Genomic DNA, 19,462 nt, shown 5'->3' on the forward strand with positions numbered 1-19,462 from the left:
GACCGCGCGATGCCACAGGCCACCGACCGCGCGATGCCACAGGCCATCGACCGCGCGGGAGCTTCAGGAACCGGCACCCCGCCCGGGAGCCTCGCTCTGCCCCGTGCCCTCGCCGGGGTCGGCGCCGGGTGCGTCCCGCGGTCCGGTCTGGCCCAGGCGGTGCCGGGGCACCGAGCGCAGAGGCGGGCGGGTCAGGGTGATCTGGCGGACGACCTGCTGGAAGCAGGCCAGGGCCGCCACCCCCGGCAGGGCGGCCGCCGCGGTGCCGAGCACGGTCCTCGGCGCCTGGGCGACACAGAGCAGTACGGCGACGCAGGAGAAGACCAGGACCACGCACCAGGAGTGCACGGCCCGGCGCTGGTGGAGCGCGGCCCGCAGCACGGACAGGGAGGCCACCAGCCAGGGCCCGTACACCAGCAGGGGCCACCAGCTGCCGAAACTCTTCCCCTCGGGGGACACGCCGACCAGGCGCAGGGGGTCGTAGGCGACCATGCCGCCCAGGAGGCTCACCGCGGAGGCGATGACGGCCGCCAGGGCGGCGACGAAGAGGCTGGTGGTGCGGAGCAGGCCGAGCTTCTTGCGGGTGCGGACCTTGCGGTGGCGCCGGTGGAAGTCCCGCACGGGCGGCAGTTCCTCGGTGATGTCCTGGAGCCGCCTCATGTGGACGCCCGGCGCCGGAGCAGGTGCCGGCTCCGGGTCCACCGGGTCCGGGTCCGCCTCCGCCACCTCGTCACGGGGAGGGGGAACCCTCGCCGCCTGCTGCCCCAGGGCCTCCTCGAGGATGAACGCCAGTTCCTCGGCCGGATCCCAGGTCGGGTCCGGTGGTGTCAGGGGGGTGAAGAATTCCCGGGCCGGAGCCCGGTGCCGGCCACTGCCTTCGATTTTATTGTCATACATAGCGCGACCCGACTATTCCGCAAGCGCGAATGCGGGCCATTCCGTCGCACTGATCCACCGTCGCGCAAGATCCTTTTCCAGCACGCTCATGGTGTCGATGAAATCGCGCAGAACCGGCTCGGTCACCTGCAGCGTGACCGGGCAACCACCGTTGGTGAGCGTGCCGTTGACGGTGGCCGACGAGTGCGCCGGAGCGGGAATGTAGGTGTACGGGCCGAGCGTTACCGCCCAACCATTTTTCCTGGTCGCCTCGGTCATGTACCGACTAACCGTCGGCCCACTTCGGCGGATGCGCGGCAAACGAGTGAAGGATTTCCCCGTTGAGCATCTTTTCCATGCGCCAATAGAAGCATCAGCACTCTCCATATCTCTGTATGAAGAAACACGGGGCGGTCCTACAACACAGGTGCGTGAGTCCGTACGGAACAGGTGTTGGACCGCTTGATCACCGCCGGGCGACGGTGGGGGCATGCCGCACCTCACCCCGTACCGCCGCCTCTTCCGCCTGCCGGGCGCCCGCGCGTTCACCGCCGGGAACCTGGTCGCGCGGCTGCCGATGGGCATGTTCAGCGTCAGCGCGGTCGTCATGATCGCCGGGACGCGGGGCTCGTACGCCCTGGCCGGCGCGGTCACGGCGACGGGGCTCGCGGCGACCGCTGTGGTCGCGCCGTGGACCGCGCGGCTCGTCGACCGGCACGGCCAGGCCAGGGTGGCCCTGCCCGCGACGGTGATCGCCGTCCTCGGCTCCCTCGCACTGCTGCTGTGCGTGCGCAACGACGCCCCGGACTGGACACTGTTCGCCTCCTACGCGGCCACCGCCACGACCCCCAACACCGGCGGCATGGCCCGGGCCCGCTGGGCGCATCTGCTGGCCGGCGACCCGAAGGGCCTGCACACCGCCCACTCCTTCGAGCAGGCCGCGGACGAACTGTGCTTCATGCTGGGCCCGGTGCTCGCGGCGTTCCTGTGCGGGGCGTTCTTCCCGGAGGCGGGCACGCTCGTCGGCGCGGTGCTGCTGCTGACGGGCATGCTCCTGTTCACGACCCGGCGCGCCACGGAGCCGCCGGTCCGCGAGCGCGTCCCCGCGAAGGCGCCGCTGCGCGCCCCCGGCATGCCCTCGCTGCTCGCGGTCTGTCTGGCGATGGGCGGGATCTTCGGCTCGACGGAGGTCGTCACGCTCGCGTTCGCGGACACCCGGGGGCAGCAGTCGGCGGCCGGGACCGTACTCGCGCTCCAGGCGGCCGGTTCCTGCGCGGCGGGCCTGCTGTACGGCGCCGTGAAGCCCACCGGGCCGGCCGCGGCACGTCTGCCGTGGTGCGTGGCCGCGATGACCGCCCTGCTGACCCTGCCGCTGCTCGCGGCCGTCCTCACCGGATCCCTCCTGGTCCTCGCGGGCGCGCTGCTGGTCGCCGGGATGGCGACCGCCCCAACGATGGTCACCACCATGACGCTGGTCCAGCAGCGCACCCCCGAGGGCCGGCTGAACGAGGGCATGACCCTCGCGGTGACCGGCCTGCTGGGCGGCATCGCCGGTGGCGGCGCGCTCGGCGGCTGGACGGTGGAACATGTGTCGGCGACGGCCGGATACGGCATCCCGGTGACGGCGGCCGCCCTGGCCCTGGCGTTGTCCCCGCTTGCGGCGTCGAATCGCTTCACCAATTGCCTCACTGCCCATTGACGCCCTCACGCGCCCCGCATACGTTCGGCTGTCGAAGCGCTTCGACATCATGCGCCGGGAAGTTAGGGACCCCCCACATGAAGTTCACCGACGGCTACTGGCTGCTGCGCGAGGGCGTCACCGCCGCCCACCCTGCCGAGGTCCTCGACGTCACCGAGTCGGACGACGGGCTGGAGTTCCACGCGCCGACCCGGCCCATCCGCTCCCGCGGCGACCTGATGACGGGTCCCGTCCTGACGCTGCGCGCCCACACCCCCATGCCCGACGTCATCGGCCTGACGCTGACGCACTTCACGGGCGGACAGCCCCGCGGCCCGGAGTTCGAGCTCACCGACTCCCGGCCGCCAGCGCGGATCTCGTACGACGACGAGCACACGACGCTGACCTCGGGCGAGCTGTCGGTCCGGGTGGCCCGCGGCGGCCCCTGGCACGTCGAGTTCGCCGCGCGCGGCCGGGCGCTCACCAGCAGCGGCCACAAGAGCATGGGCATCATGCGGGACGCTTCCGGCGCCCACCACCTGCGCGAACAGCTGGTGCTCCAGGTCGGCACCGCCGTCTACGGCCTCGGTGAGCGCTTCGGCCCGCTGGTGAGGAACGGGCAGGTCGTCGACATCTGGCAGGCCGACGGCGGCACGTGCAGCGAACAGGCCTACAAGAACGTGCCCTTCTACCTCACGGACGCCGGCTACGGCGTCTTCGTCGACCACCCGGGCCAGGTGTCCTTCGAGGTCGCCTCGGAAGTCGTGTCCCGGGTGCAGTTCAGCGCGGAGACACAGGAGCTGACGTACTACGTCGTCTACGGCCCGACCCCGAAGGACATCCTGCGCAAGTACACGGCCCTGACCGGCCGCCCGGCCCTGCCGCCCGCCTGGTCGTTCGGCCTGTGGCTGTCGACGTCCTTCACCACCTCGTACGACGAGGAGACGGTGACGTCCTTCATCGAGGGCATGAGGGAGCGCGAGCTGCCCCTGTCCGTCTTCCACTTCGACTGCTTCTGGATGCGCGAGTTCCACTGGTGCGACTTCCAGTGGGATCCGCGGGTCTTCCCGGACCCGGAGGGCATGCTGGCCCGGCTCAAGGCCCGTGACCTGCGTGTCAGTGTCTGGATCAACCCGTACATCGCCCAGCGCTCCCCGCTGTTCGCCGAGGGCAAGGAGCTGGGGCATCTGCTGCAGCGCCCGGACGGCAGCGTCTGGCAGTGGGACATGTGGCAGCCCGGCATGGCCCTGGTCGACTTCACGAGCCCGGCCGCCCGCGACTGGTACGCCGCCAAGCTGGAGGCACTGCTCACCCAGGGCGTGGACTGCTTCAAGACCGACTTCGGCGAACGCGTGCCGCTCGATGTGGCCTGGTCCGACGGCTCCGACCCGGAGCGGATGCACAACTACTACACGTACCTGTACAACCGCACGGTCTTCGAGGTGCTGCGCAAGCACCGCGGCGAGGAGGAGGCCGTCCTCTTCGCCCGCTCGGCGACGACGGGCAGCCAGCAGTTCCCAGTGCACTGGGGAGGTGACTGCGAGGCGACGTACGAGTCGATGGCCGAGTCCCTGCGCGGTGGGCTGTCCCTCGGACTGTCGGGCTTCGGCTTCTGGAGCCATGACATCGGCGGCTTCGAGGGCACGCCGTCACCGGCCCTGTTCAAGCGGTGGCTGGCCTTCGGCCTGCTCTCCTCGCACAGCCGGCTGCACGGCAGCTCGTCGTACCGCGTGCCCTGGCTGTTCGACGAGGAGTCGGTGGAGGTCACGCGCCACTTCACCCGGCTGAAGCTGCGGCTCATGCCCTATCTGTACGAGGCGGCCCGGACCGCCCACAGCGAGGGCCTGCCGGTGATGCGGGCGATGGTGCTGGAGTTCCCGGACGACCCGGGGTGCGCGCACCTGGAGCGGCAGTACATGCTCGGCCCGGACCTGCTGGTCGCGCCGGTGTTCAGCGACGAGGGCGACGTCACCTACTACGTCCCCGAGGGCACCTGGACCCACCTCCTCAGCGGGGAGACGGTGACCGGCCCGCGCTGGGTGCGCGAACGCCACGGGTTCCTGAGCGTGCCGCTGCTGGTCCGGCCCGGGGCCGTGATCCCGGTGGGCGCGGTGGACGACCGCCCGGACTACGACCATGCCGCCGGGGTGACCCTGCGGGCGTACGGCCTCCGGGACGGCGACCGGGTGACGGTGCCGGTCGGGGACGTGACCTTCACGGTCGTCTGTGAGGGGGGTGCCCTGCGGGCGTCATGCAGCGACCCGGCGATCCCCTGGACTCTCGTCGGCGCCGACGGCCACGACGTCCGGCCGTGACAGTCCGGTCAGGACGTCCGGCCATGACCGTCCGGCCATGACACAGGCCCCGCCGCTCGGAAGCGACGGGGCCTGTGCCCACATGGGATGAGTGGAGATGGCGGGAATCGAACCCGCGTCCAACGGTGCGGAACCAGGGCTTCTCCGTGTGCAGTTCGCTGCGATTTTCTCGGCCCCGGCGATCACGCGAACAAGTCGCCGACGGGCCCAGTCACTGTTTGATTTCCCATCGAACCCCGTGACCGGGCTCGATGGTTTAGTTCCCTAGCTTATGCCAGGATCCGGGTCGGGAACACTCCCGGGCTGACACCCATTTAGGGTCCTTCAGTCACTGCTTATCAGGCAGCGAGGGCGAAGGACTGGGAATCGCGCTTGGTATTGGCGATTATTTTTTGCGACATATGGTTTACGAGATCATTGCCGCTTCCTCGACACGCTTCCCCTGCTTCGACAGCCGCTGTCGAAACCGATCATCCCCATGTTGTGTTGACAATCCCCTCCGGAGAGGGGCGCGCACCCGCTGTGGGGTGCAGGCACCATCGTACGTGACCAACGCAGGTCGGTGCCAGCGTATTCCCTACGCCCCGCGCTGCCTCCGCTTCACCGCCGCGATCGCGCGGTCGGTCTCCCGGCGGTCTTGCTTCTCCCGCAGCGCCTGACGCTTGTCGTACTCCTTCTTGCCCTTCGCCAGCGCGATCTCGACCTTGGCCCGGCCGTCCTTGAAGTACAGCGCGAGCGGCACGATGGTGTGGCCGGTCTCCCCCGACTTCGACTCCAGCTTGTCGATCTCGGCGCGGTGCAGCAGCAGCTTCCGCTTGCGCCGGGCGCTGTGGTTGGTCCACGTGCCCTGGCTGTACTCCGGCACGTGCACGTTGTGCAGCCACGCCTCGTTGCCGTCCAGCTGCACGAAACCGTCGGCCAGCGACGCTCGTCCCTGGCGCAGCGACTTCACCTCGGTGCCGCTGAGGACCAGACCGGCCTCGTAGGTGTCGATGATGAGGTAGTCGTGCCGCGCCTTCTTGTTCTGCGCGATCATCTTGCGCCCTTTTTCCTTAGCCATAGTGCCGTCCATTTTCGCACTACGGAGGGGGCCGCGGGAAAGTCGATTACGACGGGCCGGCGAGACCGCGCAGCAGGGTCTCGGCCCGCTGAAGGGCTCCGTCGTCGGTTTCCAGGTCGGGCGTGATGCCCCGGCCGTCGACCCCCCGGCCGGAGGGGGTGCGGTAGTGCCCGACGGTCAGCTCCGCCACGGAGCCGTCGGGCAGCCTGCTCGGCATCTGGACCGAGCCCTTGCCGAAGGTGCGGGAGCCCACGACGAGGGCCCGTCCGCGGTCCTGAACGGCACCGGTGAGCAGCTCGGCCGCGCTCATCGTCCCGCCGTCGACGAGCGCGACCAGGGGTCTCGTCGTGTCGCCGCCGGGCTCGGCGTGCAGGGCGCGCTGTTCACCGTCGACGTCGTACGTGGCGACCAGGCCGCCGTCGAGGAAGGCGGAGGCGGCGGTGACGGCCTCGGTGACCAGGCCGCCGGAGTTGCCGCGCAGGTCGAGGACGATGCCGGCGCCACGCGGGGCCTGCCGTACGGCCTCGCGGACCTGGTCGCCTGAGCCCTTGGTGAAGGTGTCGACCCTGATGACGGTGACCGAACCGGCGACTTCCCGGACGCTGACCGAGTCCGTGGAGAGCTGGGCCCGGCGCAGGGTCTCGCTCCACGCGCGCGTGCCGCGCTCCAGGCCGAGACGGACGGTGGTGCCCGCGGTGGCGTCGGCGGCGTCCCCGCGCAGTAAGGAGACGACCTCGGTGACGGGCCGCCCGTCGGCCTTCGCGCCGTCGACACTGCGCAGCAGGTCCCCGGGGCGGATCCCGGCGGTGGCCGCGGGCGAGCCGGAGCGCACCTTCGTCACCTCGATACGGCCGTCCCGTTCGCTGCGGGCCCACAGGCCGACACCGGTGTACTGGCCGTCGAGGGAGTCCTCGAACTCCTCGTACTCGCCCTGGGAGTAGACGGCGCCCCAGCGGTCCCCGCTGCGGCTGACCGCGCGCTTCGCGGCCTCCATCGGGGACTTGCCGTCGGCCATGGCCTCCTCGGCGGCCCTGGCGACATCGGCGTGGCGCCCGGCCGGGGTGGCCGAACGGGCCTCGTCCGGAGCGGACTTCCGGTCGGCCTGCGGGAGGGACCCGGTGGCCGCGCCGGCGACGAGCACGCTCGTGAAGAGCAAGGTCAGGGCGGCCCCGCGGCGGATGCGGCGGGGCTGACAGAACGGGTCACGACCTGACATGCCGGTGAGTCTAGGACAAGGGGAAGGGCCGTACGGTCTGTTGTCCGTACGGCCCCTGTTGGCATGCGTCACACCTTCAAGTACTTGCGCAGCGCGAAGAACGCGGCCAACGCGGGCATCAGCAGACTCGTGGCGAGGATGAGCGGCAGCTTGGTCAGGACCGCGTCCCAGCCGATGAAGTTGATCAGATTCAGCTTCTCGGACAGCGCCAGACCGTGGTCGATGATGAAGTACCGCGCGACCACCAGGAACCCGCAGGCGACCGTCCCGCCGATGAGTCCGGCGACCGCGGCCTCCATGATGAACGGCGCCTGGATGTAGAAGCCCGAGGCTCCGACCAGACGCATGATGCCGGTCTCGCGCCGCCGGCTGAACGCCGAGACGCGCACGGTGTTGACGATCAGCATCAGCGCGACGACGAGCATCAGCGCCATCACCGCCCGCGCCGCCCAGTTCATGCCGTTGAGCAGCCCGAACAGGTTGTCCAGGATGCCCTTCTGGTCCTGAACGGACTGGACGCCGTCCCGCCCGTCGAAGGCGGTCGCGATGACCTGGTACTTCTGCGGGTCCTTCAGCTTGATGCGGTACGACTCCTGCATCTGGTCAGGCGTGAGGGAGCTGGCCAGCGGGGAGTCGCCGAACTGCTCCTTGTAGTGCTTGTACGCCTGGTCCTGGGACTCGTAGGTGACCTTCTCGACCACGCCCATCTTGCCGAGGTCGGTCTGGATCTGCTTCTTCTGGTCGTCGGTCACCGCACCCTTGGCGCAGTTGGGGTCGGACTCGGCGTCGCTCTTGTTGCAGAGGAAGACCGAGACGTTGACCTTGTCGTACCAGTAGCCCTTCATGGTGTTGACCTGGTCGCTCATCAGGAGCGACCCGCCGAACAGGGCGAGCGACAGGGCGACGGAGACGATGACGGCGAAGGTCATCGTCAGGTTGCGGCGGAGACCGACGCCGATCTCCGACAGGACGAACTGGGCGCGCATGGCGACTGGTTATGCCTTTCCGTGATCTAGGGTGCGGTCTCAGTGCTGGTAGCCGTAGACACCGCGGGCCTGGTCGCGGACGAGGCGGCCCTTCTCCAGTTCGATGACGCGCTTGCGCATCTGGTCGACGATGTTCTGGTCGTGCGTGGCCATCACCACGGTCGTGCCCGTCCGGTTGATGCGGTCGAGCAGCTTCATGATGCCGACGGAGGTCTGCGGGTCGAGGTTGCCGGTGGGCTCGTCGGCGATGAGCAGCTTGGGCCGGTTGACGAAGGCCCGCGCGATGGCGACGCGCTGCTGTTCACCACCGGACAGCTCGCCGGGCATCCGGTCGTCCTTGCCGCCGAGGCCGACGAGGTCGAGCACCTGCGGGACGGACTTGCGGATCTCGCCGCGCGACTTGCCGATGACCTCCTGCGCGAAGGCGACGTTCTCGCCGACCGTCTTGTTCGGCAGCAGGCGGAAGTCCTGGAAGACCGTCCCCAGCTGGCGCCGCATCTGCGGCACCTTCCAGTTGGAGAGTCGTGCGAGGTCCTTGCCCAGGACGTGCACCTGCCCGTGACTGCACCGCTCCTCGCGGAGGATCAGCCGCAGGAAGGTGGACTTTCCGGAGCCGGAGGACCCCACGAGGAAGACGAACTCGCCCTTCTCGACCTCCAGGGAGACATCCCTGAGGGCGGGGCGGGTCTGCTTGGGGTAGACCTTGGAGACGTTGTCGAATCGGATCACGGATGCACCACGGGTCGCCGGGGGTAGATGAGCGTGACCATACGCGAACCGGGGAGCGGACCGCAGTCACCGACAGTGGTTGCGCAAGGGATGTGCCGTTTTGTACCCGGCCGAAGGGGCGCGGGGAACCGCGCGACCAGCCCCACCTGCCCGCGGGCGCGCAACAACGCACAACCACCCCTCTGGGATCGAGCCGCGCGCCCTCCGGAGGAACCTGGCACAGTGGAGAGGGAACGTTCGCACCCGCACGAGCGTTACATACAAGGAACCGGCGCAAGGAGGGCGAGCGCATGACGTACGACCGGTTGGTGTGCGCGAACTGCGCGGCCCCCGTGAGCGAGGGCAGGTGCCCCGTCTGCCGTGCGAACCGCGAGCGGCTGCAGCAGGAGAACTTCCTCGCGAATCTGAACCCGATGACGCTGATCGCACTGCTGACGGTGCTGATCGCCGCGGTGGCGCTACTGGCGCACCAGACCGCGTAGCACCCGCGGATCGCAGCCACACCACAGACACGGCCGAGGGCCCGGAGCGTTTCGCTCCGGGCCCTCGGCTTCGCGCTGTGCCTACGGTCCGTACGGACGTGGCTACCGTCAGGCTGCAGCCCCGCCACGGCCGCCCACGAGGCGCGGCAGGAGACGGAAGCCGACACCGCCGGCGATCATCGTGGCGGCGCCGATCACCAGGAAGGTGGTCTGCGCGGCGCCCGTCTCGGCGAGTTCCGCGCCGTTGCCCTGGGCCTGGGCCTGGCCCTGCGGGGCCGCCGGGGTGGAGTCCGAGCCGGTGTCCGTGATGGAGGAGGAGCCCTCCTCCTGCGGGGAGGTGCCGCCGTCGGGGTCGGTGTTGTTGCCGCCGCCGTTGTTGCCACCGTTGCCGTTGCCGTTGCCGCCACCGTTGCCGTTCCCGTTGCCCGGGTCGGTCGGCGCGTCGGTCGGGTCCTCGGTCGGCTCGGTGGGCTCGTCCGTGGGCTCCGTCGGCTCGTCCGTGGGCTCCTCGGTCGACGGCGGGTCGGTCGGGATGTCCGTGGGCGGGTCGGTCGGGATGTCGGTGGGCGGGTCCGTCGGCGTCGGGACCGGAGTGGGCGACTCGTTGGCGCACAGGATGCCGAGCAGGCAGTCCTCGGCCTCCGCGGCGGATGCGGCACCAGCGGCGGTCAGCGAGGCACCGGCCGCGATCACGGCGCCGGCCGCTATCCGTGCGACACGGATCCGCGTCTTCTTCGTCATATGGTTGCTACCCCCAGTAGCTCGTCAGTGAGGCAGGGCTCGGGGCTGCGATCGACAGGGCGGCTGCGGTGAAAAAGGCCCCCCGGTTCACATGCGCCCCAGAGACACGCATGCCGCGCTTTACCCTTCCCATTTTTCAAGAACACGTCAAGGGCGTTTGCGGGCGCCATGTCCAACTCTGAGGGCTATGCGGAGAGTCGAACTCTGTGAGTGTGATGTAAAACCCAGACATCCGGGCACAGAAAAGGCAACTGCCGCGCTCATGGCGACAGTTGCCTTGTCGACAAACTTACTTCTCCTGCTGCTTGCGCCAGCGAATTCCGGCCTCGAGGAACCCGTCGATCTCACCGTTGAAGACGGCCTCGGGGTTGCCGACCTCGCACTCGGTGCGCAGGTCCTTGACCATCTGGTACGGGTGCAGCACGTACGAACGCATCTGGTTGCCCCAGGAGTTGCCGCCGTCGCCCTTGAGGGCGTCCATCTTGGCCTGTTCCTCCTGGCGACGCCGCTCCAGCAGCTTGGCCTGGAGCACGTTCATGGCCGTCGCCTTGTTCTGGATCTGCGACCGCTCGTTCTGGCAGGAGACGACGATGCCGGTGGGGATGTGGGTGAGGCGCACCGCGGAGTCGGTGGTGTTGACGCCCTGGCCGCCGGGGCCGGACGAACGGTACACATCGACCCGCAGTTCGGACTCGTCGATCTCGATGTGGTCGGTCTGCTCGACCACGGGCAGGACCTCGACGCCCGCGAAGGAGGTCTGGCGGCGCCCCTGGTTGTCGAACGGCGAGATGCGCACGAGCCGGTGCGTGCCCTGCTCGACGGAGAGCGTGCCGTACGCGTAGGGCGCCTGGACGGCGAAGGTGGTCGACTTGATGCCGGCCTCCTCCGCGTACGACGTCTCGTAGATCTCGGTCTTGTAGCCGCGCTGCTCGGCCCACCGCAGATACATGCGCTGGAGCTTCTCGGCGAAGTCGGCGGCGTCGACGCCACCGGCCTCGGCGCGGATGTTCACCAGGGCCTCACGGGAGTCGTACTCGCCGGAGAGGAGGGTGCGGACCTCCATCTCGTCCAGCGCCTTCTTCACGGCCGTGAGCTCGGACTCGGCCTCGGCGCGGGTGTCCGGGTCGTCCTCCTCCTCGGCCATCTCGAAGAGAACGCCCAGGTCGTCGAGGCGACCGCGCAGGGCCTCGGCCTTGCGCACCTCGGCCTGGAGGTGGGACAGCTTGCTGGTGATCTTCTGCGCCTCATCGGGGTTGTCCCACAGGGACGGCGCGGCCGCCTGCTCCTCGAGCACGGCGATGTCTGCCCTCATCTTGTCGAGGTCCAGAACGGCCTCGATCGACTCCATGGTCGAGGAGAGGGACTTGAGCTCTTCGGATACGTCGACGACTGCCACGCCTCCAGCGTAACGGCTCCGCCCGGCGGCCATCGCCGGGCGGGCGGAGCGGGCTGCCGAAGGCGCGCCGGGCTTCGCGACCCGGCCGGGGGTCGCGGTGCACACGGCGGCACGGCGGCACGGTGCTCCGGCGGAACTGTGGGCTCGGGCACCCGGCGGCGGCAGACCGGCCCGCGCTCCGACCGCCATAGCCCCACCCCGACGCGGCGTTCAATGGCGCGGGCCTCGGGCCGGCGCCGGTTCTTCGCAACGGGTCGAGCAGAACGCGGAGCCGAGTTCCCGGTCCGGCGGCGCCGCACCAGGGCCCCGGCGAAGCCCGGCTCGTCAGGGCGACTGCGGGGCCGAGTTCCTCGTGTCCTGGGGAGGGGTGCTCGTGTCGTCGTCCGATGTGGACAGCCATACCCCGACGCCGATCGCGGCCACCAGGGCGACCGCGCCCGCTCCGAGCGCCAGGCGGCGGCGCCGGGCGGCGGCGCGGTTGCGGGCCGAGCCGGGCCGCGGCGTGCCCGTCGTGCGCGGGGCGCGGGCCGTGCCATGGGCACCGCCGGCCAGTTCGTCGGGGGCGGGGACGCGCATCGAGGTGTGGGTGTCCCGGTTGGAGTCGGCCGGTTTCGCGCCCGGGACCAGGGGGACCGCGCCGCGTCTGCGGACCCGCTCCCCGGCCGGTGCCGGTCCGGCCGGCTGCTCCTCCCGGTCGTCCTCCTCGGCGGACTCCGTGTCCGGCTCGTCGACCTCCAGCGGCGGCATGCCCGCCAGCATCGGCAGCAGTTCCCGCAGCCGCGCCCCGAGCTCCGAGGCCCGCAGCCGCGAGGCCGGCGCCTTGGCCAGGCACTGCACGAGCAGCTGCCACAGCTCGTCGGGGATGCCGGGCAGCGGCACGACCGTCTCCGTGACGTGCCGGCGCAGCACCGCGCCCGGATGGCCGCCGCCGAACGGGGTGAAGCCCGCCAGCAGCTCGTAGAGGACCGTGGCGAGCGCGTAGATGTCGACGGACGCGCGTGGGGGCAGGCCCTCGACGATCTCCGGGGCGAGGTAGTCCGGCGTGCCGATGATCTTCGTGGCCTTGGTCCGGCGCGGGGTGTCGATGAGCTTCGCCACGCCGAAGTCGGTCAGCAGCGCGCGGTGGGAGCCGCCGGGGCCGAGCGGGCCCTGCATGTCCAGGAGCACGTTCTCCGGCTTCACGTCCCGGTGCACGACGCCCGCCGCGTGCGCGGCCGCCAGCCCGTCGGCGATGTCGGCCGCGATCGCCACGGCCGCCTCGGGCGGCAGCCGGCGTTCCCGCTCCAGCCGGGTCCTGAGGTCCGTACCGCGGACGAGGTCCATGACCAGCGCCAGGTCGTTTCCGTCCACCACCAGGTCGCGCACCGACACGACGTGCGGGTGCTCCAGGCCGAGCAGTGCCGTCCGCTCCTGCACGAAGCGTCCGACGAGTTCCTGGTCGGACGCGAGATCCTCGCGCAGCAGCTTGACGGCGACCGGGCCTTCGGGGCCCTCGCCCAGCCACACCGTGCCGGCGCTGCCCCGCCCCAGGATCTGGTGGGCGGTGTACCGGCTGCCGATCTTCCGTGCCAAGGCTGCTCCTACCGACGCGTGTTGTCGCTAAAACTACGCGCAGGAGGAGCCAACCTTCACCGCCCGGGCGGAAATCACCCGCCAGGTGTCGACAAATCACCAACCCCGCATGCCGGTTCGGGACAGTTTCGGGTCAGTTCCCGCCCGAACTCCCGCCGAGCTTCTCGATCCAGCCGGTCACCGTGCCGAACCAGTCGGTGAGCTGGTCCCAGTAGCCCTTGCCGGTGCCGATCCACTCCTGGAGGGGGCTCAGTTCCCAGATCAGCCAGCCCGCGACCAACAGGATGACGATCGTGAAGAGGCAGCCCTTCAGGCAGCCGAGCCCGGGGATCCGCATCGGGTTGGCGCTGCGCTGCCTCGGCTGCCGGGGCTCGCGCTGCGGCTGCTGGGGCTGCTGCGGCTGAGGAGGCGGCGGGGGCGGGGCGTAGCGCTGCGGCTGCTGGGGCTGGTGCTGCGGGGCGTACTGCTGGGGCTGCTGCTGCGGATGGCCGTAGCCGGGGCCGGGCTGGGGCTGCCGGCCGCGCTGCGGAGGCTGCTGCGGGGCCTGCTGCGGCCGGGCGACCTGGCGCTGGGGGCGGCGGCGCAGCGGGTCCTGGCCCGGGTCGAGGTAGTTCTGGACCTGTGTCTGCTCGTTGCGGTCGCGGGCGGCCCGCAGCTGGTTCTGCCAGGGGTGCGGGTCCTCGGGCCCGCCGCCCTGGCCCTGCTGACCGGGGTGGCCGGGCGATCCCGGCGGGACCGGCGGCATGACGGCGGTCGGGTCGGCCGCGCCCCGGTGGGGCAGGACCGAGGTGGGGTCGCCGGCACCGGCCGGGCCGCCGGTGTGCGGCATGAAGCTGGTCGCCGCGTTCGGGTCGTACGAACCCGCGCCCTGCGGGAGGACCTGGGTGGGGTCGGCCTCGCCGGACATGTCCGGTACGGGCGCGGGCGCCGGGTCGGGCGCCAGGAGCATGCCGACGCCCTCGGCGGCGGCGATCTGCGCGGAGTTCGCGTGCACGCCGATGCCCTCGGCGACGACGCGCAGACCGCGGGCGAGGTTCTCGGCGCTGGGCCGCTCGTCCGGGTTCTTGCGCAGACAGCGCTCGATGATCGTCCAGAGCGGGTCCGGGACCGTGGAGGGGCGGCGCGGCTCGGCGCTCAGGTGCTGGTGCAGCACCTCCAGGGCGGAGCCGCCGGCGAACGGCGGACGGCCGGTGACCAGCTCGTACAGCAGGATGCCGGCGCCGTAGATGTCGACGGCGGAGGTCTGCGGACGGCCTTCCGCGCCCTCGGGCGCGACGTACGCCGGGGTGCCGACGAACTCCTGGGTCCGGGTCAGGCCCGGGGAGTCGGCGAGGCGGGCGATGCCGAAGTCCGTCAGCAGCGGGTGCATCCGCCCGTCGTACTGCTGGAGCAGGACGTTCGCCGGCTTGAGGTCGCGGTGGACGACGCCGTCGGCGTGGCTGGCGGCGAGCGCGTCGGCGATCTGGGCGGTGAGCAGGGCCGCGGCGACGGGGCTGAAGGGGCCGTTGTCCCGCAGGTAGTGGTGCAGGTCGGGGCCCTCCACGAGGTCCATGACCAGGGCCAGCAGCTCACCCTCGACGACCAGGTCACGGACCCGGACGATGTTCGGGTGGGTCAGCCGGAGCAGGACGGAGCGCTCCCGGAGGAACCGCATCACGATGTCCGCGTCGTTCGCCAGCTCCTCCTTGAGGACCTTGATGGCGACGGTCTCGCCGGGCTGCCCCGGCACGGCCGCCTCGGCGCCCGCGGTCTCGCGCTGGCGGGCTCGCCAGACGGTGCCCGTGGCGCCGCGTCCGAGCGGCTCCTCGAGCAGGTACTTGCTGCCTACCGGCCGCACGTCATGCGCTCCCTGCTGCTTGCCTTGCCTGCTGGCCTGTGTCCGACCCACTGTAGTGCCGCTACGCCGGGGACCGGGGTGTCGGCTTTCTGTGGGTCTTACGTAGCCGTTCTCACATCCGTTCGAAGCAAAGACGCTCACCTCGGTCTTGTGGTTGCCGGGAATGAACGTGACCGATCTCAAGATGTCGCCTGTGGGTCATCTCTCAGGCACTTTTGCGGGCAGAGCCGACCAATCAAGATCACCTTTCCCGGAGCGAGGGGCGCGGTGTCAGTGGCAGGTGCGAGGATGCCTGCAGTATTGGCCGACGTGCTGGGGCGGGGTGGGGGACTCCGCGCCCGGGCAGAAGGGACCGCTGACGGCGATGCAGATCCGGCTGACCGTCGTAGATCCGCTGGGCCCGTCGGCGCCGGCGCAGGGCCGCGCCCCACGCAGCGACGTGCTGGTCACGGCACCCGCCGGTACGGCGCTCGCGGCGGTGGCCTCAGGGCTCGCCCAGGTGGTCTCCGGCGGTGACGGCTCGGGCACGGTGGTGCTGTACGCCGGGGAGCAGCGGCTCGACGCCCAGCGCTGCACGCTCGGCGAGCCCCCGCTGACCGACGGTGCCGTGCTGTCCGTGGGCGCGCCGGGCGAACCGGAGCCGCACCCCGAGCTGGACGACGCCCCGGCCCAGCTCCAGGTGGTCGCCGGCCCCGACGCCGGCGGCGTCCATCTGCTGCACGGCGGCGAGATCCGCATCGGCCGCTCCGCCGACGCCGACGTGCCCCTGGACGACCCGGACGTCTCCCGGCTGCACTGCGCGGTGACCGTGGGCGCCGACGGCCGTGTCGCGGTCGCCGACCTGGACTCCACGAACGGCACGTCGCTGGACGGCAGGCCGGTGGGTGGCCGGGCCGTCCGGTTCGCGCCCGGGGCGCTGCTGCGGATCGGCGAGTCGGCCCTGCGGCTGGCTCCCGCCGGAGGACCGGGCGCCCGGGTCGGCACGACTCCGGACGGGGAGGGGCACGTGCGCGTGCCGGGCCCCGCCGGGGACGGCCCGACGACCCACCCGCGCGCGACGAACCCGACGCCGACCGGCTCTTCCGGCCCTTCCGGCGCCACGCGGCACGCCTACGGCTCGGCGGCCTGGGCCACGCCGGGCACTGCCGGGCAGGGCTCCGTCGACTCGGCCGTGGTGCCGGGGCAGGGCGGGGCGCCCCGGGCCGAGAGCAGAGGTGAGGGGGCGGCCGGGCCGGGGTCCGCCGAGCGTGGGGCGTACCCGGGGCCCGGACAAGGCAGGTCCGGTGCCGTGCCGGGTGCGCGGGGGCGGCGTGTCTCGGGGGTGCGGGGAGACGCTGCTGCCGAGGACTCCACGCGTGCGGCGTCCCGGGAAGAGACACGAGCGGCTGCGCCGGACGGAGTGGCCCGGGCCCCCCGGCAGCGCGATGCCGCCGAGGGCTCGTCCCCCATGGCCTCCCCCGAAGGCCCGGCCCAGACGTCCCGGCAGCGCGATGCCTCGCAGGCGGGGCTCGGCGACGGGGACACCCATGCGGGGCGCTTTGGAGCGGGGACGGTCGGCGGGCCATTCGCCGATGGCGGGGCTGACGGTACCGGCGGGGCGCACGGTATCGGTGGGACCCACGGCACCGGTGGAGCCCACGGTACTAGCGGGGCTTACGGCGCTGGCGGGACCCACGGCGCCGGCGGGGCCTACGGCGCCGGCGGGGCCAACAGCACCGGCGGGGCCAACAGCACCGGCGGGGCCAACAGCACCGGTGAAGCCCACGGCACTGGCGCTACCTACGGCGCCGATGGGACCCATGGCACCGGCGGGACCCGCAGCACCCGCGGGACCTACGACACCGGCGGGACCCACAGCCCCCGTGGGACCCACGGCGCCGGTCCTCGGGCCGGAGCCGATGATGGGCCTGCTTCCGCGCCGGCGGGGCCCGCTTCCGCTGCCTCCGGGCCGGGACGGGACGTTCGTTCCGGTGGCGGCCAGGGGCCGGGCGCCCCGGAGGAGCCTTCCGGGCGCGGGCGCAAGGGCACTCCCCTCCGGGGGACCGACATACCGCAGGGTGCCCGCAGGCGCGGCGGGCTCGGGGCCTGGGCCCGGCGGCTGGCCGGTGGGCGCGGCGACCAGGGGCCGGACGCGCGCGAGGCGTACGCGGACGAGCCGGCCGACGCGGTGGCGGAGCGCTCGGCCGTGGTACCGGCGGTACCGGAGACCTGGCCGGATCCGGCCACCCTGCTGCTGACGGCACTGGGCCCGGGACCCCGGCTCTGGGAGCGCGGTCCGGGCGACCCGGAGGCGCTCGCGGTGCGCCTCGGCACGGCCGACCGGGCGGTGCCGGACGGCTCGGGCCTGCTGCCCGCGGTGCCGGTGACCGCCGGGCTGCGCGAGGTCGGCGCTCTGGGGCTCGCCGGGCCGCGGGCGCGGCTCGGCGGACTGGCCCGGGCCCTGCTGGCCCAGCTCACCGCGTTGCACTCCCCCGACATGCTGGAGATCGTCCTGATCGCCGCGGACCGATCCCGCCCGCTGGAGGAGCGCACCGCCGAGTGGTCATGGCTGGGCTGGCTGCCGCATGTCCGTCCCGGGCACGGCCAGGACTGCCGGCTGCTCCTCGCCCACGACCGGGAACAGGCAGCGGCCCGCACCGACGAGCTCCTCCGCCGTCTGGAGGACCAGCTGGCGGAGGCGGGGCCGGGCAGCCTGCCGCCGGCGGCAGGCACCGCGCATGCCGGCGGCCCGCCGACCGACACCTCGGCCACCCGCGCACGCGCCAGCGACTCCCCGGCCACCCACGCCCGCGGCAGCGACACCCCGTTCACCAGCACTCCCCCGGCCCCCGCCGGCGTGCCGCTCCCAGGCCACCGGCCCTCGGGCGACGCCCCCGGTACCGGCGATTCCGTCCCCTTCCCCGGCCCGTTCACCGTGCTCGTCGTGGACGGCGACCCCGGCGGGGCCGATCTGCGCGAGGCCGTGGCGCGGCTGGCGTCGGAGGGCCCGCGGGCCGGAATACACGTGGTGTGTCTGGCCGAGACGGCCGCCGCCTCCCCGGCCTCGCCGGTGACGGAGACGTACGAGGCGGCCTGCGCGGTGTCGCCGACGTTCCGGCAGTGCGGCGCGGTCGCGCTGCTCAGCGGGGACGTGGCGACGGCGCTGCGGCTGATGCGCGTGGCCCGGGCCGGAGCGGGCTCCGCGCCGGCCGGTCACGGCACGGTCGCCACCGTCGACGCGGTCTCCCCGGCCTGGGCCGAGCGCTTCGCGCGGGCGCTGGCGCCCCTGCGGACGGACGCGGCGACGAGCGAGCGGCAGCCGCGGGTCTCCGCGCCGCTGCCCCAGGCGGCCCGGCTGCTGGACGAGCTGGGCCTGGCCCGGGCCACCCCGGCGTCGCTGATGGCGCGCTGGGCGGACGCGGCCGACGACGCGGACGCGCTGGGCGGCCGGGTGCGCGCGGTGCTGGGCGCCGGGCCGCGCGGGCCGGTCTGCGCGGACCTCGCGGTCCAGGGACCGCATCTGCTGATCGAGGGCCCGCCGGGCAGCGGCCGCACCGAACTGCTGCGGGCGGTCGTCGCGTCCCTGGCCGCCGCCGAGCGGCCGGACCGGCTGGGCATCGTGCTGGTCGACGGCCGGGGCGGCGCCGGCCCCGGCTCCGGCGCGGGCGGCGGACACGGCGAGGGCCTGCGGGTGTGTACGGACGTACCGCATGTCACCACGCACCTCTCGGCGCACGACCCGGTGCGGATGAGGGAGTTCGCGCAGTCCCTGAGCGCCGAGCTGAAGCGGCGCGCGGAGCTGCTGGGCCGGTCCGACTTCGCCGAGTGGCACAGCGGCCGTGAGCTGTCGGGCCGTATGGTCGCCCAGCGCACGGCCACGGCCCGGGGCGGTGTCCAGGGCGAGACGGCCGCCGGGGCCGGTGCCGGGGATCTCGACTCCCCGTCCAGTTCGACCATGCGGCTGCGGCCCGGAGCGGCCAGGCGGCGGACGGAGGCGGCACCGCCGCTGCCCCGGCTCGTCGTGGTCGTCGACGATCTGGACGCCCTGGTCTCCCCCGCGCTCGGCTCGACCGGGCGGCCCGCGGCCGGCTCGGTGATGCGCGCGCTGGAGGCCGTGGCCCGGGAGGGAGAGCGGCTGGGCGTCCACCTGGTGACGGCGTCCGGCCCGTGCCCCCGTACGGCGGAGACCGAACCGGCCCGCCGGGCCACCCTGCGCGTCGCGCTCGACGCCCCGGCACCGGGACCGGACGAGCCGGCGCCCGGCCGGGGCAGCCTGACGTGCGCGGACGGGCGGGTCACACCGCTCCAGGGCGGGCGGGTCACCGGCCGCATCCCCCGGACGGCGACCCTGCGCCCCACGGTCGTACCGCTGGAATGGCACCGCATGGGTGACCCTCCGGCCCGGCGCCCGGTGCGGGAGCTCGGAAACGGCCCGACCGACCTGGCACTGTTGGCCAGCGCGCTGGAAAGGGCGGCGAGGGAGGTCTCGGCGGTGGAGGTGCCGTCACTTCTGTAGCACTCGCCAGCACGCGTACGTGGTGCTGGCCGGAAGCCGACCCCGTCCGATGATCAGAGGTTCAGCCCCTGGTCACGAG

At 72.4% G+C, this 19,462-nt stretch carries 14 protein-coding genes and 1 other RNA gene; 4 read left to right on the forward strand and 11 right to left on the reverse strand.

What is annotated here, in order from left to right; genetic code table 11:
• Positions 1 to 63: 63 nt before the first annotated feature.
• Positions 64 to 897 carry a hypothetical protein gene (locus tag ACIBK5_RS33590; RefSeq protein WP_399025545.1) on the reverse strand — a complete coding sequence of 278 codons (834 nt, stop codon included), beginning with the start codon at positions 895 to 897 and terminating at the stop codon, positions 64 to 66.
• 12 nt (positions 898 to 909) lie between these two features.
• On the reverse strand, positions 910 to 1,155 hold the full coding sequence (locus tag ACIBK5_RS33595) for a hypothetical protein (protein WP_382499985.1): 246 nt from the start codon (positions 1,153 to 1,155) through the stop codon (positions 910 to 912).
• 211 nt (positions 1,156 to 1,366) lie between these two features.
• Here ACIBK5_RS33595 and ACIBK5_RS33600 point away from each other — a divergent pair, with 211 nt between their 5' ends.
• Together ACIBK5_RS33600 and yicI are read left to right on the forward strand one after the other, a co-directional pair.
• On the forward strand, positions 1,367 to 2,575 hold the full coding sequence (locus tag ACIBK5_RS33600; protein ID WP_399025547.1) for an MFS transporter: 1,209 nt from the start codon (positions 1,367 to 1,369) through the stop codon (positions 2,573 to 2,575).
• 77 nt (positions 2,576 to 2,652) lie between these two features.
• Positions 2,653 to 4,869: an alpha-xylosidase gene (gene yicI / locus ACIBK5_RS33605; protein WP_399025549.1), complete on the forward strand. Its 2,217-nt coding sequence runs from the start codon at positions 2,653 to 2,655 to the stop codon at positions 4,867 to 4,869.
• Positions 4,870 to 4,958: 89 nt separating this feature from the next.
• On the opposite strand, the gene ssrA is transcribed toward yicI, so the two are convergent.
• The 5 genes from ssrA to ftsE all read right to left on the reverse strand — a co-directional run bounded on the left by ssrA (position 4,959) and on the right by ftsE (position 8,860).
• Positions 4,959 to 5,347, reverse strand: a transfer-messenger RNA (tmRNA) gene (gene ssrA / locus ACIBK5_RS33610).
• Between the two features lie 99 nt (positions 5,348 to 5,446).
• Positions 5,447 to 5,929 carry an SsrA-binding protein SmpB gene (gene smpB / locus ACIBK5_RS33615; RefSeq protein ID WP_399025551.1) on the reverse strand — a complete coding sequence of 161 codons (483 nt, stop codon included), beginning with the start codon at positions 5,927 to 5,929 and terminating at the stop codon, positions 5,447 to 5,449.
• Between the two features lie 46 nt (positions 5,930 to 5,975).
• Positions 5,976 to 7,145 (reverse strand): S41 family peptidase, encoded by a 1,170-nt coding sequence (locus ACIBK5_RS33620; protein ID WP_399025553.1) that lies wholly within the window; start codon positions 7,143 to 7,145, stop codon positions 5,976 to 5,978.
• Between the two features lie 68 nt (positions 7,146 to 7,213).
• Positions 7,214 to 8,131: a permease-like cell division protein FtsX gene (gene ftsX / locus ACIBK5_RS33625; protein WP_382499996.1), complete on the reverse strand. Its 918-nt coding sequence runs from the start codon at positions 8,129 to 8,131 to the stop codon at positions 7,214 to 7,216.
• Positions 8,132 to 8,170: 39 nt separating this feature from the next.
• Entirely contained in the window at positions 8,171 to 8,860 is a 690-nt protein-coding gene (gene ftsE / locus ACIBK5_RS33630) for a cell division ATP-binding protein FtsE (protein ID WP_184593314.1), read from the reverse strand.
• Between the two features lie 290 nt (positions 8,861 to 9,150).
• Here ftsE and ACIBK5_RS33635 point away from each other — a divergent pair, with 290 nt between their 5' ends.
• A complete protein-coding gene (locus ACIBK5_RS33635; protein WP_261683029.1) occupies positions 9,151 to 9,342 on the forward strand; it encodes a hypothetical protein in 192 nt (63 codons plus the stop codon).
• A 108-nt stretch (positions 9,343 to 9,450) separates the two neighbouring features.
• Here ACIBK5_RS33635 and ACIBK5_RS33640 read toward each other — a convergent pair whose 3' ends face one another.
• From ACIBK5_RS33640 to ACIBK5_RS33655, 4 genes are all read right to left on the reverse strand, one after another.
• Positions 9,451 to 10,083 carry a hypothetical protein gene (locus tag ACIBK5_RS33640; protein ID WP_399025557.1) on the reverse strand — a complete coding sequence of 211 codons (633 nt, stop codon included), beginning with the start codon at positions 10,081 to 10,083 and terminating at the stop codon, positions 9,451 to 9,453.
• Between the two features lie 289 nt (positions 10,084 to 10,372).
• On the reverse strand, positions 10,373 to 11,479 hold the full coding sequence (prfB, locus tag ACIBK5_RS33645; protein WP_189723994.1) for a peptide chain release factor 2: 1,107 nt from the start codon (positions 11,477 to 11,479) through the stop codon (positions 10,373 to 10,375).
• A gap of 324 nt (positions 11,480 to 11,803) precedes the next feature.
• Positions 11,804 to 13,051, reverse strand: a complete 1,248-nt coding sequence (locus ACIBK5_RS33650) for a serine/threonine-protein kinase (RefSeq protein ID WP_399025559.1) — start codon at positions 13,049 to 13,051, stop codon at positions 11,804 to 11,806.
• A gap of 133 nt (positions 13,052 to 13,184) precedes the next feature.
• Positions 13,185 to 14,888, reverse strand: coding sequence for a serine/threonine-protein kinase (locus ACIBK5_RS33655; RefSeq protein ID WP_399025561.1), 1,704 nt, complete (start codon positions 14,886 to 14,888; stop codon positions 13,185 to 13,187).
• Positions 14,889 to 15,252: 364 nt separating this feature from the next.
• Between ACIBK5_RS33655 and ACIBK5_RS33660 the strand changes: the two genes are divergently transcribed.
• Entirely contained in the window at positions 15,253 to 19,383 is a 4,131-nt protein-coding gene (locus ACIBK5_RS33660) for an FHA domain-containing protein (protein WP_399025645.1), read from the forward strand.
• The last annotated feature ends 79 nt before the right edge of the window (positions 19,384 to 19,462 follow it).

This window comes from Streptomyces sp. NPDC050546, from assembly GCF_044457425.1.
GTDB lineage: Bacteria > Actinomycetota > Actinomycetes > Streptomycetales > Streptomycetaceae > Streptomyces.

Bases quoted from the DNA above. Each gene is read 5' to 3' on its own strand.
- ftsX (WP_382499996.1), bottom strand. From the start codon at position 8,131: ATGCGCGCCCAGTTCGTCCTGTCGGAGATCGGCGTCGGTCTCCGCCGC.
- ACIBK5_RS33590 (WP_399025545.1), bottom strand. From the start codon at position 897: ATGTATGACAATAAAATCGAAGGCAGTGGCCGGCACCGGGCTCCGGCC.
- ACIBK5_RS33600 (WP_399025547.1), top strand. From the start codon at position 1,367: ATGCCGCACCTCACCCCGTACCGCCGCCTCTTCCGCCTGCCGGGCGCC.
- smpB (WP_399025551.1), bottom strand. From the start codon at position 5,929: ATGGCTAAGGAAAAAGGGCGCAAGATGATCGCGCAGAACAAGAAGGCG.
- ACIBK5_RS33640 (WP_399025557.1), bottom strand. From the start codon at position 10,083: ATGACGAAGAAGACGCGGATCCGTGTCGCACGGATAGCGGCCGGCGCC.
- yicI (WP_399025549.1), top strand. From the start codon at position 2,653: ATGAAGTTCACCGACGGCTACTGGCTGCTGCGCGAGGGCGTCACCGCC.
- ACIBK5_RS33595 (WP_382499985.1), bottom strand. From the start codon at position 1,155: ATGACCGAGGCGACCAGGAAAAATGGTTGGGCGGTAACGCTCGGCCCG.
- ACIBK5_RS33620 (WP_399025553.1), bottom strand. From the start codon at position 7,145: ATGTCAGGTCGTGACCCGTTCTGTCAGCCCCGCCGCATCCGCCGCGGG.
- ACIBK5_RS33660 (WP_399025645.1), top strand. From the start codon at position 15,253: ATGCAGATCCGGCTGACCGTCGTAGATCCGCTGGGCCCGTCGGCGCCG.
- ACIBK5_RS33635 (WP_261683029.1), top strand. From the start codon at position 9,151: ATGACGTACGACCGGTTGGTGTGCGCGAACTGCGCGGCCCCCGTGAGC.